The sequence below is a fragment of the Streptomyces sp. Ru72 genome, from assembly GCF_002920635.1.
GTDB lineage: Bacteria > Actinomycetota > Actinomycetes > Streptomycetales > Streptomycetaceae > Streptomyces.
In genome coordinates this window covers 151,308-166,832 of the sequence record NZ_PQSR01000001.1, presented here as the reverse complement: position 1 = coordinate 166,832, position 15,525 = coordinate 151,308, and the positions used below count along the sequence as shown (strand labels likewise).

Annotated in this window: 12 protein-coding genes and 1 tRNA gene; 7 read left to right on the top strand and 6 right to left on the bottom strand. The window is 72.5% G+C overall.

The window, feature by feature from the left end:
- Positions 1–2: 2 nt before the first annotated feature.
- Positions 3–536: a peptidylprolyl isomerase gene (locus tag C3488_RS00770; RefSeq protein WP_103837310.1), complete on the bottom strand. Its 534-nt coding sequence runs from the start codon at positions 534–536 to the stop codon at positions 3–5.
- A gap of 450 nt (positions 537–986) precedes the next feature.
- Between C3488_RS00770 and C3488_RS00765 the strand changes: the two genes are divergently transcribed.
- Entirely contained in the window at positions 987–1,676 is a 690-nt protein-coding gene (locus tag C3488_RS00765) for a DUF5324 family protein (protein ID WP_103837309.1), read from the top strand.
- Positions 1,677–2,090: 414 nt separating this feature from the next.
- Here C3488_RS00765 and C3488_RS00760 read toward each other — a convergent pair.
- A tRNA-Ala gene (locus tag C3488_RS00760) sits at positions 2,091–2,163 on the bottom strand.
- Between the two features lie 180 nt (positions 2,164–2,343).
- Here C3488_RS00760 and C3488_RS00755 point away from each other — a divergent pair.
- Together C3488_RS00755 and C3488_RS00750 are read left to right on the top strand one after the other, a co-directional pair.
- Positions 2,344–2,892 carry a DNA-binding protein gene (locus tag C3488_RS00755; RefSeq protein ID WP_103837308.1) on the top strand — a complete coding sequence of 183 codons (549 nt, stop codon included), beginning with the start codon at positions 2,344–2,346 and terminating at the stop codon, positions 2,890–2,892.
- A gap of 87 nt (positions 2,893–2,979) precedes the next feature.
- The gene (locus tag C3488_RS00750) at positions 2,980–4,863 is read left to right on the top strand and encodes a serine/threonine-protein kinase (RefSeq protein ID WP_103837307.1); all 1,884 of its coding nucleotides are present in this window, start codon (positions 2,980–2,982) and stop codon (positions 4,861–4,863) included.
- Between the two features lie 7 nt (positions 4,864–4,870).
- On the opposite strand, the gene C3488_RS00745 is transcribed toward C3488_RS00750, so the two are convergent.
- Together C3488_RS00745 and C3488_RS41030 are read right to left on the bottom strand one after the other, a co-directional pair.
- Positions 4,871–6,268 (bottom strand): hypothetical protein, encoded by a 1,398-nt coding sequence (locus C3488_RS00745; protein WP_258053226.1) that lies wholly within the window; start codon positions 6,266–6,268, stop codon positions 4,871–4,873.
- Between the two features lie 262 nt (positions 6,269–6,530).
- A complete protein-coding gene (locus tag C3488_RS41030; RefSeq protein WP_003999697.1) occupies positions 6,531–6,659 on the bottom strand; it encodes a DLW-39 family protein in 129 nt (42 codons plus the stop codon).
- Positions 6,660–7,008: 349 nt separating this feature from the next.
- Here C3488_RS41030 and C3488_RS00735 point away from each other — a divergent pair, with 349 nt between their 5' ends.
- The 3 genes from C3488_RS00735 to C3488_RS00725 all read left to right on the top strand — a co-directional run bounded on the left by C3488_RS00735 (position 7,009) and on the right by C3488_RS00725 (position 9,072).
- The gene (locus C3488_RS00735; RefSeq protein WP_219822290.1) at positions 7,009–7,383 is read left to right on the top strand and encodes a DUF6344 domain-containing protein; all 375 of its coding nucleotides are present in this window, start codon (positions 7,009–7,011) and stop codon (positions 7,381–7,383) included.
- 292 nt (positions 7,384–7,675) lie between these two features.
- Positions 7,676–8,296 (top strand): UTRA domain-containing protein, encoded by a 621-nt coding sequence (locus C3488_RS00730; protein WP_103837377.1) that lies wholly within the window; start codon positions 7,676–7,678, stop codon positions 8,294–8,296.
- Positions 8,293–9,072 carry a glycosyltransferase gene (locus C3488_RS00725; RefSeq protein ID WP_181138832.1) on the top strand — a complete coding sequence of 260 codons (780 nt, stop codon included), beginning with the start codon at positions 8,293–8,295 and terminating at the stop codon, positions 9,070–9,072. The genes C3488_RS00730 and C3488_RS00725 overlap by 4 nt, the downstream gene beginning before the upstream one ends.
- A gap of 269 nt (positions 9,073–9,341) precedes the next feature.
- On the opposite strand, the gene C3488_RS00720 is transcribed toward C3488_RS00725, so the two are convergent.
- Positions 9,342–10,265 (bottom strand): FkbM family methyltransferase, encoded by a 924-nt coding sequence (locus C3488_RS00720; protein ID WP_103837306.1) that lies wholly within the window; start codon positions 10,263–10,265, stop codon positions 9,342–9,344.
- A 166-nt stretch (positions 10,266–10,431) separates the two neighbouring features.
- Positions 10,432–10,857, bottom strand: coding sequence for a hypothetical protein (locus C3488_RS00715; RefSeq protein WP_103837305.1), 426 nt, complete (start codon positions 10,855–10,857; stop codon positions 10,432–10,434).
- Between the two features lie 520 nt (positions 10,858–11,377).
- On the opposite strand from C3488_RS00715, the gene C3488_RS00710 reads away from it, so the two are divergent.
- The gene (locus C3488_RS00710) at positions 11,378–15,388 is read left to right on the top strand and encodes an AAA family ATPase (RefSeq protein WP_103837304.1); all 4,011 of its coding nucleotides are present in this window, start codon (positions 11,378–11,380) and stop codon (positions 15,386–15,388) included.
- The last annotated feature ends 137 nt before the right edge of the window (positions 15,389–15,525 follow it).

The following is a 15,525-nucleotide window of genomic DNA, read 5'->3' as shown; positions in this document are numbered from 1 at the left end:
GGTCAGCCCTCGCGGGTCTCGACGACGACCGACTCGATGACGACGTCGTTGACCGGGCGGTCGGTGCGCGGGTTGGTCTGGGTGGTGGCGATGGAGTCCACGACCTTCTGGCTGCCCGCGTCGGTGACCTCGCCGAAGATCGTGTGCTTGCGGTTCAGCCAGGCCGTCGGGGCGACCGTGATGAAGAACTGCGAGCCGTTGGTGCCCGGGCCGGCGTTGGCCATGGCCAGCAGGTAGGGCTTGTCGAAGCGCAGGTCCGGGTGGAACTCGTCCTCGAACTGGTAGCCGGGACCGCCGGTGCCGTTGCCCAGCGGGTCACCGCCCTGGATCATGAAGCCGCTGATCACCCGGTGGAAGACCGTGCCGTCGTAGAGCTTCTTGGTGGACTTCTCGCCGGTGGCGGGGTGGGTCCACTCACGCTCGCCCTTGGCGAGTTCGACGAAGTTCCTGACCGTCTTGGGGGCGTGGTCCGGGAAGAGCCGGACCAGGATGTCGCCGTGGTTGGTCTTCAGGGTGGCGTAGAGCTGCTCAGCCACGATCTGCCTTCCGTTGTCCTTTGTGACCCCCTGATCCTCGCACGCTACGCCCTCCGCGTCGTCCGGCGACCACGTCCGGTGGGAACTTCGGTCGGTGGTTCCTGTGGTGCTGGTGGGGTGGCAGCCCGGACGGCGGCGTTTTGTTCGGCCGGTGGCGGCTGCGGGCGTGTGGAAAACCGGTCGAGTCGTCCTGTCTCGAGGGCGCGGCGGGACGATCCGTGGCATTGTCGGGGACAAGCTCCTGTTACTCCGTATTCATCCGCTCTTGCACGTGATCGGCTGATGCGCGTGATCGTCTCTCGTCGTCCGCCCGGGCACGGACCGCAATCGTCCGCTTGGGCCGCATGACCCGGATGCCGTTCCTCGCATGCCCGGGTGCTGTTCGACAGGCATGATCCGTAAAAGGCTGGAAAGTCGAATTACCGTACGCCACCGAGGAGGAGGAACCCCGTGACCCGCATCGACAGCGTGCGCGCCGCGACCGGTTCGGCGAAGGACAGCGTGCTGCATGCCGCGGAAGTGGTGGCGCCCTACGCCGACACGGCCAAGGACAAGGCAGCGCACTACGCACATGAGGCGCGTGTCCGTCTCGCGCCCAAGGTGTCGCAGGCCGCCGAGCAGGCCCGCGTCCAGTACGACGCCCATCTCGCCCCGCGCCTGGAACAGGCCCGCGCGCATGTGCCGCCGGCGGTGGACCAGGCCGCGACCCGCACCCGCAAGGCGGCCCGCCAGGCGGCCGACTACTCCCGCCCGAAGATCGAGCAGGCCGTCGCCGCGGCCGGTCCGGTGCGGGAGGAGGCGGCGGCCCGCGGGGCGGCGGCGCTGGCCGCGCTGCGCGGTCAGATCTCGCCGCGGCAGATCGAGAAGCTGGTCCGCCGGCAGCGGCGGCGGGCCAGGGCCGGTCGTGTGGCGAAGGGTCTGGCCCTGCTGGGCCTTGCGGCGGGCGGCGCCTTCGCCGCCTGGAAGTGGTGGGACAAGCAGGCGAACCCCGACTGGCTGGTCGAGCCGCCTGCCGCGACCGAGGTCCCGCAGGGCGAGCGGCTGTCGTCGGTGGACGGCAGCGGTCCCAGCGTGCTGGACCCCGAAGTGGAGGCGAAGCAGGCCGAGGAGGACTCGACGGACGGCGACGACCGCCGCTGAGTCCGCCTGGTCGGCTGCGGGCTGCCATCACGCCGTGGGGCAGGGGAAGGTGAGGGTTCCCCTGCCCCACGGCGCTGTTGTTTCACGTGGAACGGTGGCGGGCGTTCGCCTCTGCCCTTCGTGATGACGTTTGCAACGCTTCTGGTGTGCACGTTCCGTGGAGACTTTGCTCACCGTGAGCAGGCGCATGGTTACGCACGACTGTTCCTACCAGGCGGTACAAGGACCGCTCGCGCGCCTCGGCGGAGGGTCAGGGACTGCCGGATCCCCGGAGGGTGATCCGGAGGAGCCCTGCCTTCGCCGGGTGTTCGCGCTAAGGATCGCAACGGCTGCAAATTCTGTGTGTGACGGGAGTCACGGCGCATGCAAAAACCGGTCGATCGCCGCGACGCGGCGTCCGACCGGTTTCGAGTGTGGAGCCTAGGGGAGTCGAACCCCTGACATCTGCCATGCAAAGACAGCGCTCTACCAACTGAGCTAAGGCCCCGAGGAGAGACGTCCGGCTGGTGGAACACGGGCTGCCGGGCGCTGCGGACCAGCGTACCGGGTCCTGGCCGGTATCTCACAAAAAGATGGGGGGTCCCCGTGGACAACCACTCTCCGTAAGATGCTCGTCGTGGTTCGCTACAGCGAACCGCGGTTTTTGGGGAAGCGATGGGGAGACGCAATGGACGCCGCACAGCAGGAAGCCACCGCAAGAGCGCGGGAGCTGCAGCGGAACTGGTACGGGGAGCCGTTGGGGGCGCTCTTCCGTAGGCTCATCGAGGATCTCGGGCTCAACCAGGCCCGTCTCGCGGGGGTTCTCGGACTGTCCGCCCCGATGCTGTCGCAGCTGATGAGCGGTCAGCGGGCCAAGATCGGCAACCCGGCGGTGGTCCAGCGGGTGCAGCTGCTGCAGGAGCTGGCGGCGCAGGTGTCGGACGGCAGTGTCAGCGCGGCCGAGGCGACCGAGCGCATGGAGGAGATCAAGAAGTCCCAGGGGGGCTCGGTGCTGAGCAACACCACGCAGACGACGAACAGTTCGGGCGCGCCCACGGTGAAGCGGGTGGTCCGTGAGATCCAGTCGCTGCTGCGCTCGGTGGCGGCGGCCGGGGACATCATCGAGGCGGCGGACACCCTCGCCCCGAGCCACCCGGAACTGGCAGAGTTCCTCCGGGTGTACGGCGCCGGCCGCACCTCCGACGCGGTCGCCCACTACCAGTCCCACCAGAACTGAGCCGACGCCTTTGCCGCCGGGGACTCTCGCGCCGGGGGGTGCGCGGGGGTCCTCGTCGCCGTCCGGGAGGGGGAGCGACGTACGACCATGGGTGAGGTCTTCGCCGGGCGGTACGAACTGGTCGATCCCATCGGGCGCGGGGGAGTCGGTGCGGTGTGGCGCGCCTGGGACCACCGACGACGCCGTTACGTGGCCGCGAAGGTGCTGCAGCAGCGCGACGCCCACTCCCTGCTGAGGTTCGTGCGCGAACAGGCGCTGCGCATCGACCACCCCCATGTGCTGGCGCCCGCGAGCTGGGCCGCGGACGACGACAAGGTGCTGTTCACCATGGACCTGGTCGCCGGTGGCTCGCTGGTCCACCTCGTCGGGGACTACGGGCCGCTGCCCCCCGCCTTCGTCTGCACCCTGCTCGACCAGCTGCTGTCCGGGCTCGCGGCCGTGCACGCGGAGGGGGTGGTGCACCGGGACATCAAGCCCGCCAACATCCTTATGGAGGCCACCGGCACGGCCCGGCCCCGGCTGCGGCTGTCGGACTTCGGCATCGCCATGCGGCTGGGTGAGCCGCGGCTGACGGAGACCGACTACGTGGTGGGCACGCCCGGTTATCTCGCGCCGGAGCAACTGCTGGGCGTGGAGCCGGACTTCCCGGCCGACCTGTTCGCCGTGGGCCTGGTCGCCCTGTATCTGCTGCAGGGTGCCAAACCTGACGCCAAGGCGCTGGTCGAGTACTTCACGGCCAACGGGACGCCGGGGGCGCCACAGGGCGTGCCCGGGCCGCTCTGGGAGGTGGTCGCGACCCTGGTGCAGCCGGATCCGGCCGCGCGGTTCCGTACGGCGATCGGGGCCCGCAAGGCGCTTGCCGCCGCCGTGGAGCTGCTGCCGGAGCCGGGGCCCGACGTGGAGCAGGTGGAGATCTTCGACCAACTCGGTCCGCTTCCGGCGGGGTTCGGGCCCGACGGGCCGGTGCGCTCGGGGGCGGGTGGTTCGGCCGGTGGGGTGTCGGGGGACAGGGTGTCTGCGCACCGGGTGTCGGCGGACAGGGTGTCGACATCGTGGCCGGCGACCGGTTCGATACCGCCGCGGCCGACCATGGCACCCCCGACGAGCGGTGCCGGTTCGGTCGGTGCCGGTTCGGTCGGTGCCGGTTCGGTCGGTGCCGGGCCCGGGGTTCCGGGCACCGCGACACCCGGGCCGCCTCCCCCTGCCGTGAGGCCGGTGGCCGCTCCCCTCGTCGTACCGCCCAGACCCACGGTCGATCCGACTCCGTCACCCGGTCCTGCGCCTTCGGCCGCATCGGAGCCGAAGTCCGACACCGCATGGACGGCCGGCCCCACGCCGACGGCCGGCTACACGCCCACGGCCCGTTCCACGCCCGCATCCGGCTCCACGCCGACGGCCCGTTCCACGCCCGCATCCGGCTCCACGCCGACGGCCAGTTCCACGCCCGCATCCGGCTCCACGCCGACGGCCGGCTCCCCGCCGTCATCCGGCCCCATGCCCGCTCCCGGCCCCACGCCCACGGTGATCTCCACACCGACGCCCGGTCCCACGCCGACGTCCGAGCCGGGGCCGCCTCCGCGGCCGTCCGCCATGTCGGACACCGGGAGCTTCCATCTGCCGCCGCCGCTGCCCTCGCCGCGCGAGGCGGTCCCGGTGCCGCCACAGCCGCCCGCCCGGCCGCCGTCACCGCCCGCGGCGGCCGTGGCCCCGGCCCATGCCCCGCACCACACCCCCACCCGCGTGCCCTCCGCCACGGCGCCCGCGACAACCCCGGCGGTCGCCGCCCGGCACCCACTCCAGGCCCACGCCGTCCCGTCCCCGCACACGCCCACGGAGCCGCAGCGGGCGGCCCGGCACGGCAGGCGAGCGGCCACCCGGCGCCCCGGCCCGCCCGCGAAGGTCGCCGTGCCGGTCCTGCTTCTCGCGCTGCTGTGCTACGCGGTCGGGTTCTGGGCGTTGCTGCGCATCTGAGCGGCGCTCACCCGGCCCATCGGCTTCGCGCCCGCCGCCGGGCGGCCGCCGTCCACACCCCGAGCACCAGGACGAGTGCGGTCCCGGTGCCGATCCCGCCCACCGCGACCACCTCCATCGTGCGGGACCGCCGGTCCCCGCCGCTCGCGGCCGTTCCCGCTCCCCCGCCGCCACCGATCGTCCCCATCGCGGTTTCCTCCCGGTCGGCCGCGGTCACCCGGAACACATCGCGCGGCGCGGACCACCCCGCGTACGCGGGAGGGGACGTCGCCGTCCCGCTCACCCGCACGCGCAGCGTCAGTCCGAACGGGCCGTTCCCGAACCGCTGCGCGACGGGTGCGGCGAGGTGCACGGCGAGGTAGTACCAGCCCGCGAAACGCATTGCGCTCGTGCGGTCGCCGGCGGCATGGCGGTTGGCGTAGGCGACGGGCGGCAGCGGGGTGAGGGCCGCCGAGGTCTGGGCACCGCTGTACCCGGTGGTGGCGTCGTCGACGTGGCCGCGGACGGGGTTGTACAGCGTCATGGCAAGGGCGGTGCCGACGTAGCCGTCGCCGGGAGAGCCGCCGGGGGAGCTGCCCAGCTCGGCGGTGGCGGCGAGTTGCCGGCCCCAGTCGACGGGCACCTTGTAGAAGAGGGTCTGCCCCGGCCGGATCGCGTCCTGCCAGACGCCCTGGCCGAGTGGGCTTGCCGTGGCGAAGCCGGCCCCTCCCGCGCGCCGGACGGGGTCGCCCAGCAGGGCGTCGGGGGTCGCCGAGTTCCAGGCGCCGGGCGGTGTGGTGGTCGTGGCGCCCGGCCGCCGCAGGGAGGGTTCGGTGACGTAGTCCAGCTCCAGGTCCCAGGCGCCGGTCGCGGATCCTGACAGGTCGCGCCGTTCGACGACGGCGTAGTACACCCCGGCGTCCCTGCACCCGTAGCTGCCGGGCCCGGTCTCGCGGGCGGCCCACGCGGCGACGGGGTGCGGGCTCTGGGTGGGGCCGAAGTGTGTCGTGCCGGAGGAGCAGGTGGCGCCGTCGGCATCCTGGACGGTGACCCGCACACCGTCGGAGGCGGAGACCCGGGCGCCGGCCCGGGGGACGGCGGTCGCGGAGACGTAGGCGTTGGTGGTGGCGTCGAGGTCCAGGCGGTAGTAGAGCTTGCCGGCCGCGGGGAGGGTGCTCCGGTACGTGTGTCCGGGATCAAGGCGCGCGGCGTCCGTGGTGCCGGTGGCGCCCGGGACGGTTCCGGCGTCGGGCGCGAAGGCGTAGGGAGCGGGCGTACCGTCGGCCGCCGGGACGGCGGGGGCAGCTCGCGCGGGAAGCGCCAGGGTGACACCGAGCGCGGCCGTCGCGCACAGGGCCACCACCGCGTGTGCCTGCGTGAGCCCACGCCCCCGCGCTCCGTGCCGCGCTTCCGTGCGCCACCACATCCCGCGCCCCCTCTGGCCGTGGGCCGTCCCGACCCGTTTGCCGCCGCTCCCTCCGGACTGCCGCCCATCCTGCCCCGCCGGTCACAGGGACATCAGCGCATCAGCGAGGAGCGGCCGAAATGCTCACCCCGGGGAACGGCGTCTGCGGCAGCGATCGATCCCTTGACGGGCAGGGAGGCATGGGGGAGTCGCTGGAGAAAGCAACACAAAACCCCGACCGCGCGGCGGCCGGGGTCTGCTCTGAACTGCTGTCTGTCGTGACTCACGAACCCGTGGGCACGGAGTCAGTCGCCTCCGTCCACAGATCCTGCTCGGCGCGATCCGCCTGGATCTGGCGGTACACGAGGAGCCCGCCGATGGCGGCCAGTGCGACCAGGAGAAGCTTCTTCACCGCGCGACCTCGTCTTTCCTTGACGTAGGGGACCTCTGGCGCCCGACTATACACACCGATCGATATCGATCGGTGACCTGAGCCGACGCTCAACTCCGGCCCGGTACGGCGCAGTACGACCGGGCCTCGCCGCTGACGATCCTCGGGTGAGCGGACCTCGCGGTGTGTGATGTTCACCGCCCTCCACCACAGATTTCCGGCTTTTTTCGGCCCTGTGCGACCCCGTGCGCCCATCCGGGTGGTGTTCATCCGAAGATCGACGCGGCACGGGCGTCGGTCCACCACTTCGCAGCCCCCATACACATCATGAGGAAAGTACGCAAATCGCCCAACCCGAAAGTGAGGGGTCATGGCCCGGAACAAGGTCATGAAGCTGTGGACCGCCGTCGTCACCGCCTTCCTGGCGCTGTGCGCCGCGCTTGGATTCGCCACCACGACCGCCACGACGGCCGCGGCCGCGTCGGTACCACAGCCGCAGTCGGCGCGCACCTCCGGCCCGCAGGTGATGCTGCCGTGGCCGGCGCACGGACACCGGGCTCTCGTCCAGTCCCTGCCCCCCACGATGAAGCAACGCATCAGGGCCGAGGCCCACGGCTCCTCCCCCTCCTGCCGCCACCTCCCCTCCACGGCCGCCGCCGCGATCGCTCCCCTCACCCACCACGCCCTGCGCTCCCACGACGTACCACGGCCCTTCGAGGAGCCGACCGTGCTGCTGCGCAGCTGACGGATCCGCGGACGACGTCCAGGACGGACAGACCCTCTCCAGGACCCACCAAGGCGACTTGCGTACACGCCGACGGCAGACTGCCCGGCACCTGCTCCCAGGTGCCGGGCCGCCTGCCGTGCGCTCGTCGTGCCGCACCGACGCATTCCGCTGCGCGGCCCGTGCCCCTTCCGTGCCGTTCCCGAGTCGTCAGGACCTCTTGAGCAGTCCTAGGCTGACCTGGAGGGTCCCCGACGGATCGGTGAGAGCACCAGTGCCCAAGGCGTACGAGCCGATAGCCGACGACCGGCTGATGGACAGGCGGTACGGCCGCGGTACCTGCGTACGGCGTCTGCGGACGCCGGTGGTGCGCCACAACGGACGGCACCAGTGGGAGAAGGACCGCGCCCGGCAGCCGCTGGCCACGCGGGCGCGGACGGGGGCGACGGAGCACGACACCGGGCTCGCGTCGCACCACCTCCTGTTCGACGCGACGTACCGCGAGACGAAGGCGCCCAAGAAGCTCGCGGACGCGTTCGGCGTCCCGGACGGCACGGTCCTGCTGGAGCGCACCTACCGGACACGCTGCGCGGCCGAGACCGCCCCGTTCAGTCTCGTGACCTCCTACCTCGTCCGTGACGTGGTCGCGGGGAATCCGGATCTGCTGGACGACTCCAACGAGCCCTGGCCCGGTGGCACACAGAACCAGCTCCACACGGTCGGCATCGAGGTCGACCGCATCGAGGAGCGCTTCACCGCCCGTCCGCCGACCCCCGAAGAGGCGCAGGAACTGGAGCTTCCGCCCGGGACGTCGGTGATCCTGCTCCGCAAGACCTCGTACGACACCGGCGGCCGCGTCGTGGACATCACCGACGTCACGCTGCCCGGCGACCGCACGGAGCTGGTCTTCGTCACTCCCCTGGAAAGGTGGTGAGCGCTGCCGTGAGCGGGCGCCTCATCGTCGTCACCGCTGTCCACGCCCCGTCGGCCCGGTTCCTGCCGGAGGCGTACAAGTCCCTGTGCGAACAGTGGCTTCCGGAGGGCTGGGAGTGGCACTGGGTGATCCAGGAGGACGGGGAGACGGACGATGTCCGCCCGTACGTCCCGGACGACGAGCGCGTGACCTTCCGTCAGGGCCGGCCCGGCGGACCCGGCGTCGCCCGCACGATGGCCCTGGCGCACACCGACGGCGCGTACGTGAAGGTGCTGGACGCCGACGACCAGCTCCCGCCGGGCACCCTGGCCCGCGACCTGGCCGTCCTCGAAGCGGACCCCGCCCTGGGCTGGACCACGTCCCGCGCGCTGGACCTCCTGCCGGACGGCTCGACGGCCGGCTTCCCCGGAGATCCGGCGGACGGGCCGGTCGAACGCGGCGCGGTCCTCGACTTCTGGAGGGCGAACGACTTCCGCGCCCAGGTCCACCCGGCGACGCTCTGCGTCCGGCGCGATCTCCTGATGGCGCTGGGGGGCTGGATGGCGCTGCCGGCATCCGAGGACACGGGCCTGCTGCTCGCGCTGAACGCCGTGAGCCGGGGCTGGTTCTGCCGGGAGGTGGGGCTGCTGTACCGGAAGTGGCAGGGGCAGGCCACGGGTCAGGCATCGCATGTCGATCCCGCCGAGCGGGAGCGGCGTATGGCGGTCGTGGAGGCGAGGGCCAAGGCGTTGGCGTCCTGCGGCTGGCGGTACCCGAGCGCCGGAAGCACCATGTGACCGCAGGCCCCTGACGCCAGGAAGCACCGCCTCGGTGCGGGCCCCTGACGCCCGGAAGCACCGCCTGGGCCCGGGCCCGGGCGTATCCGCAAAGCACCATCGGACCTCAGGCCCGCGCGTGCGCAGGCGCCCGCCATCCGCACCGGGCCCGCGCGTGCCCGCAGGCACCAACCGCACCGGACCCGCGCGTGCCCGCAGGCACCAACCGCCCTCACGCCCGTTGCCCGGGGCACCGCCTGGCCCCACTCCCGCTGCCGAGGCGCGTCGCGTCAGGGCAGGGTCTCGGCGTCCACCCGGGAGAAGACCACATCGGTCTCCTCGACGACCGGGCCCCGCAGGCGGACCGCCACCCCGGGCGTCCCGCTCAGCGCTCGCGGGTAGCTCCCGGCCGCGTAGTCGTTGGCCAGCCGGTAGGCGTGGAAGCCGGCATCGGCCATGGTGTTCATCAAGTCCTCGGCACGGTCGCCGAGCCGCGCCATGCGCTCGGGGGTCACCTCCACGGTGATCTCCGCGTCCGGCCGGAGCTTGCCCAGCACGGGCACCAGTCCGCGGACGACGCCGCCCTCAGCCCCCTCGACATCTATCTTGATCACGCGGGCGTTCGCGATCTCCTGCGGGTCGAGCAGCTCCGGCAGCGGCAGGGCGTCGATCTCGAAGGTGGACTCGGCCGGCCCGTCGTAGGGGACGATGCTGTTCGCGCCCATGTTGCGCGAACTGGCGAGCACGAAGGTCAGTGTGCTCGGCCCGTCGGAGACGGCGGCGTTCACGGCCCGGATGTTCCGGCACCCGTTCAGCCGGGCCTGCTGCACCAGGCGGTGGTGGAACGCCGGGGAGGCCTCGATCGCCACGACCTGTCCCCGCTCGCCGACGAGGTGTGAGGCCAGCACGCTGAAGACGCCGATGTTGGCCCCGACGTCGATGAAGCCGTCTCCCGGCTTCAGCCGACGCTGGATCCAGCGGGTCATGTGCGGCTCCCACACCCCGAAGAGATACAGGTACCGCTGGATCAGGTCCTGGGTGTCGACCGCGAACCGCGCACCGAAGCGGGTCTCGACGACCCGTCGGCGGGGGTGGTCCCGCAGATGCGGGTTCAGGAACCGCGCGGCCAGGAACGCCTTGCCGAGCGAGCCCGGAGCGTCCCGTACGTACCGGCGGCCCAGGGTGACCAGGGCCTCCGCGACGGTGCTGCTCATCCGGTCCGCCTCTCTCTCCGTCCGCACAGAGGCAACCGTAGCGTTCCGCGCGCGGGGTGGTGACGGACCGAAGTGCCTGGGCCAGGGGTCTGGGGCCTGCGGCTGTGGGCCCGGGACCGCTGCGTGACGGGCTTCCCGCCGGGCGTCACGCGCCCGACGGAAATCGTCAGACGGACACCCCCTGGCCGCCGGCGGCGGCGAGCCAGTGGGCGACGCGACGCACCGTGGGCTCGTCGAGCCGCGCCACCAGCTCCCGGAGCGCCGCCGTGTCCTCCTGCGTGAGGTCGTACAGCCCTGCCGTGCCCAGGCCGGCCATCAGGACCTGGTGGCGGCGGTCGGCCATGCGTTCGGCGAGCTTGCCCGGCTCCTCGCTGCTCCGGGCGGGACGCGGAGGCGGTGCCGCGGCGGTCCTGCCCTCCGGCGCGTCGAACAGATGCCAGGCGCCGTCCTTCGGACCCCACAGCGCGACCCTCACGTCGCCTCCGCGTGCCCGGACGGTCTGGGTCATCTCACCGACCGCGTACAGCACGGCGGAGCGGTGGGGCGACTGCGCCGCCACCCGCCAGGAGTCCGTGGACGGCTGGTGGTACATCGCGACCCACCGTGGGGTGCCCGGCGGCCGGGGACTCTGCGGACGTGTCTGCACTGCACCCCCCCTTTCGGAAACGGTACGGCAGGGCAGACCGTAACTGACTGACCGTCAGTTAGCCAGGGGCGTGCGGCGATGGAAGGCGGCGTACGGTGGCGATGGCGGCGGCCCGGGACACTCGGGTGGAAGCGGGGGCGTCTTCTCCGTGCCCCACCGTCCGGCACCGGTCCCTCCCCTCGCGGAGACCGGTGCCGAACCGGGTGGTGGCGTCGAGCCGTGCCGTACCGGCGCGGTCGAGGAAAGGCAGGGCGCGTCGCGGACCTGCGATGTCGCACGTCGTCTCGCCGAGCGCCGGTCGGTGGCCTGTCCGGGCACCGCGCGGTCGGTTCGCTCCCGCGCCGTGGATCCTGCCAGTTGATGCCGTCAGCGAGGAGGTTCCGGTACGGTCCGGGCGACTTAACCGCAGGTCAGCCGTATAAGGTGAGTTTTCCGGTCCGGACGTCAGGTGCGGTGGAAGTAAGAGGTGGGGACCTTGAGTTCCGACTCGGGAGCACGCACGGCCTTCGCGGAACGTCTCGCCCTGCTGTACAAGGAGGCCGGCAACCCTCCCCTCAAACGCGTGTCCGAGGCGGTCGTCCGGCTGCAGCGGGTCGACGAACGAGGGCGCCCGGTGCGGGTGTCCGCGCAACGGATCAGCGACTGGCGGCGGGCCAGGAACGTGCCCGCCCAGTTCACCGCCCTCGCGGCGGTGCTGCACGTACTGATCCCCGAAGCACGGCGCTCACGGCCCGCGCCGGTGTCCACCGGCCTGTACGACCTGGCCCAGTGGCAGCGTCTGTGGGAGCGAGCGGTGGCCGACCCGGTCGGCGACCGCCCCCCGGCGTCCGAGGACGAGACGGAGGACGAGGAGCGTTCGTCCGCCGACGCCCCGACCGTCCCCGGTGGCGTGTGCCCGTACCGGGGGCTGGCTCCCTACCGCCAGGAGGATGCCCGGTGGTTCTTCGGCCGGGAGCGGTGCACGGCCGCCCTCGTCGGCCAGCTGGAGGCGGCGGAGCGGACCGGCGGCCTGGTCATGCTCGTGGGCGCCTCCGGAGCGGGAAAGTCCTCCCTGCTCAACGCCGGTCTGGTGCCCGCCCTGCGCGGCGGCCGCGACAGGGACGTACTGCAGCTCGTACCGGGCGGCGACCCCCTCGCGGAGCTGACCCGCCGGATCCCCGAGCTCGTCCCCGTCCTGTCCGCGGAGCAGGAAGCGGAGGCGCACGCGCCAGGCACCGGACGCTTCGAGCACGCGGTGCGGGAGGCCGTCGCGGCCTGGGCGCGGCGCGAGACGTCCCGCGCCGCTCGCCCGGTCGTCATCGTGGACCAGTTCGAGGAGGCGTTCACCCTCTGCCCGGACGAGGCCGACCGGCGCATGTTAGTCCGGCTCCTGCACGCGGCGTGCTCGCCCGCCGCCCCCGGTGACCTCGCCCCCGTGCTGGTGGTCCTCGGCATACGCGCCGACTTCTACGAGCAGTGCCTCGGGCATCCCGAACTCGCCGACGCGCTGCAGCACCGTCACATGGTGCTCGGGCCGCTGACCACGGCGGAGCTGCGCGAAGCGGTGTCGGGCCCGGCCAAGGCCGTGGGACTCGAACTCGAACCGGGGCTGGCCGAGCTGATCGTGCGGGAGGTGAGCGTCGACGGCCCGCGCGGGGCGCACGACGCGGGCGTACTGCCCCTGCTCTCGCACGCCCTGCTCGCCACCTGGCAGCGCCGCAAGGCGGGTCGGCTGACGCTGGCCGGCTACCGCGCGGCCGGCGGGATCCAGGGAGCGGTGGCGGCGACGGCCGAGCGGGCCTGGTCCGGTCTCGACCCGGCGGCCCGCACGGCCGCGCGCCTGCTCCTGCTCAGGCTGGTCCGGCTGGGCGAGGACACCCACGCCACCCGCAGGCGGGGGACCCGGCGGCAACTGGCTGAGGAGTCGACGGACCCCGGCAAGACGGAGGAGTCACTCGAAGCGCTGGTCCGCGCACGACTGGTGACGCTCGACGCGGAGACCGTGGAGATCACCCATGAGGCGCTGCTCCACGCCTGGCCACGCCTGCGCGACTGGATCGACGAGGACCGGAACGGGAACCTGCTGCGCCAGCGGCTGGAGGAGGACGGCAGGGCCTGGGAGGAGTCCCACCGCGACAGCGCGCTGCTGTACCGGGGGTCCCGGCTGGAGCAGGCTCACACCTGGGCGACGTCCTCGGGCGACACCTTTCTCACCCGCAGCGCGGTGGAGTTCCTGGCCGCTTCGGTCCGGCTGCGCAAGCGCACCGTCCGGCTCCGGCGGGGAGCGGTGGCGGCGCTGGTCGTCCTGGCGGTGCTGGCGGTCGGTTCGTCGGTGATCGCGTGGCAGCAGCGGGACGACGCGGTGTTCGAGCAGGTGGTCGCCGAAGCGGAACGGGTGCAGTACACCGATCCGTCGCTGTCCGCCCAGATCGACGTCGTGGCCCACCGCTTGCGACCGGACGACGAGGGCACCAACAGCCGGTTGATCTCCATCGTGAACGCGCCTCTGGCCACACCGCTGCTCGGCCACACCGGCGCCGTCTACCTGACCTCCTTCAGCCCGGACAGGCGGACCCTGGCCACCGCCAGCTACGACAGGACCGTCCGGCTGTGGGACGTCACGGACCCGACGCGCCCCCGCCCCCTGGGCAAGCCCCTCAGGGGCCACACGAGCTGGGTGAGCAGCGCTGTCTTCAGCCCGGACGGCCGCACCCTGGCCAGCGCCGGGGACGACGGCACGATACGGCTGTGGGACGTCACCGATCCCCGCCACCCGCGCCCCCTGGGCGGGCCCGTGACCGGCCACGACGGCACGATCTTCCTGGCCGCCTTCAGCCCGGACGGGCACACGCTCGCCACCGCCGACGAGAATCACACCGTACGGCTGTGGAACGTCACCGACCCCCGGCATCCTGTCCCGCTCACCAGGCTGACCGGCCACACCAACGCCGTACGGTCCATCGCGTTCAGCCCCGACGGGAAGACACTGGCGTCCGGCGGCGACGACACCACGGTCCGGCTGTGGGACGTCACCGACCCACGGCACCCGCACTCCCTCGGCGAGCCCGTGACCGGCCACACCCACACCGTGCACTCCGTGGCCTTCAGTCCGGACGGCCACACCCTCGCCAGTGGCAGCGCCGACGACACCGTCCGGCTGTGGGACGTCACCGACCCACGGCACCCGCACTCCCTGGGCGAGCCGCTGACCGGCCACACCGGCCCGGTGTGGTCCGTGGCCTTCAGCCCGGACGGATCCCTGATCGCCGTGGGCAGCGCGGACAGCACGGCGAGCCTGTGGAACGTCAGCAACCCGGCCTACCCCTCGCAGGTGGGCGAGCCGCTCTCGGGCAGCAGCGGCGAGATGTACGCCCTCGGCTTCAGCCCCGACGGGCACACCCTCGCCACCGGCAGCGGCGACAGCAAGGTCCGGCTGTGGTCGATACGCAGGTCGGACATGATCGGCCGGATCGGGGCGTTCAGCCCGGACGGGAAGGTCCTCGCGACGGCCGCGGTCGACAGCAGGGTCCGGCTGTGGAACGTGACGGACCCCGAGCGGCCCGTGGCACTGGGCGAGCCCTTCACGACCGGGGAGCGCGACCTGCGGTCGCTGGTGTTCTCGTCCGACGGCCGCACCCTCGCCGTCCTTACGGGGACGAGCAACACGGTCCAGCTGTGGAACGTCGCCGATCCCGCCCATCCGGTCTCCTACGGCCGGTCCGTCCCGCTGCGGACCCGGTACGCGGGCGCCGACGCGCTGGCGCTCAGCCCCGACGGACGCACACTGGCCGTCGACTACGACGACCGCACCATCCAGCTGCTGGACATCACCGACCCGGCCCACCCGCGCCGCCTGGGCAATCCCCTGACGGGTCACACCGGCTACGTCAACGCCCTCGCCTACAGCCCCGACGGCCACACCCTCGCCAGCGGCAGCGCCGACGGCACCGTGCGGCTGTGGAACGTCGCCGACCCCCGGCGCCCGCGACCGCTCGGCTCGCCGCTCACCGGGCATCTGGGCCCGATCAACACGCTCGCCTACAGCCCGGACGGCCACACGCTGGCCAGCGGCAGCGACGACGACACGGTCCGGCTGTGGGACGTCACCGACCCGCTCCACACCACCCGGCTGGGCACCGCCCTCACCGGCCACACGGAGGCGGTCGTGTCGCTGACGTTCAGCCCGGACGGGCACCGGCTGGCCAGCGGTGGCAACGACAACACCGTACGGCTGTGGAACGTCAGCGACCCGGACAAGGCCTCTCCCATCGGCCAGTCGATGAGTCCCAACGCCAAGACGGGCAACTTCCTCTCCTTCAGCCCCGCCAGTCACCTGCTGGGTGTCTCGAGCGGCGCGGACACCGTCCGGCTGTGGAACCTGGACGTCGACCAGGCCGTCCGCCGCATCTGCTCGACCACGCGGGGCGTTCTGACGCCGGAGAAATGGCAGGAGTACCTGCCCCGCCTCTCGTACGATCCCCCGTGCGGCCGACAGTGATCCGGATCACAACCCCGGGTCGCCGTCGAGCAGTAGCCCCCCGCCGCGCAAGTCACCTTGTTACCCTTGGCCATAGCCCGATCGCCGGTGCATCCCCCGTCGCCGGCGGTCGGGCCTTTCCATGCCCTGACACCGCC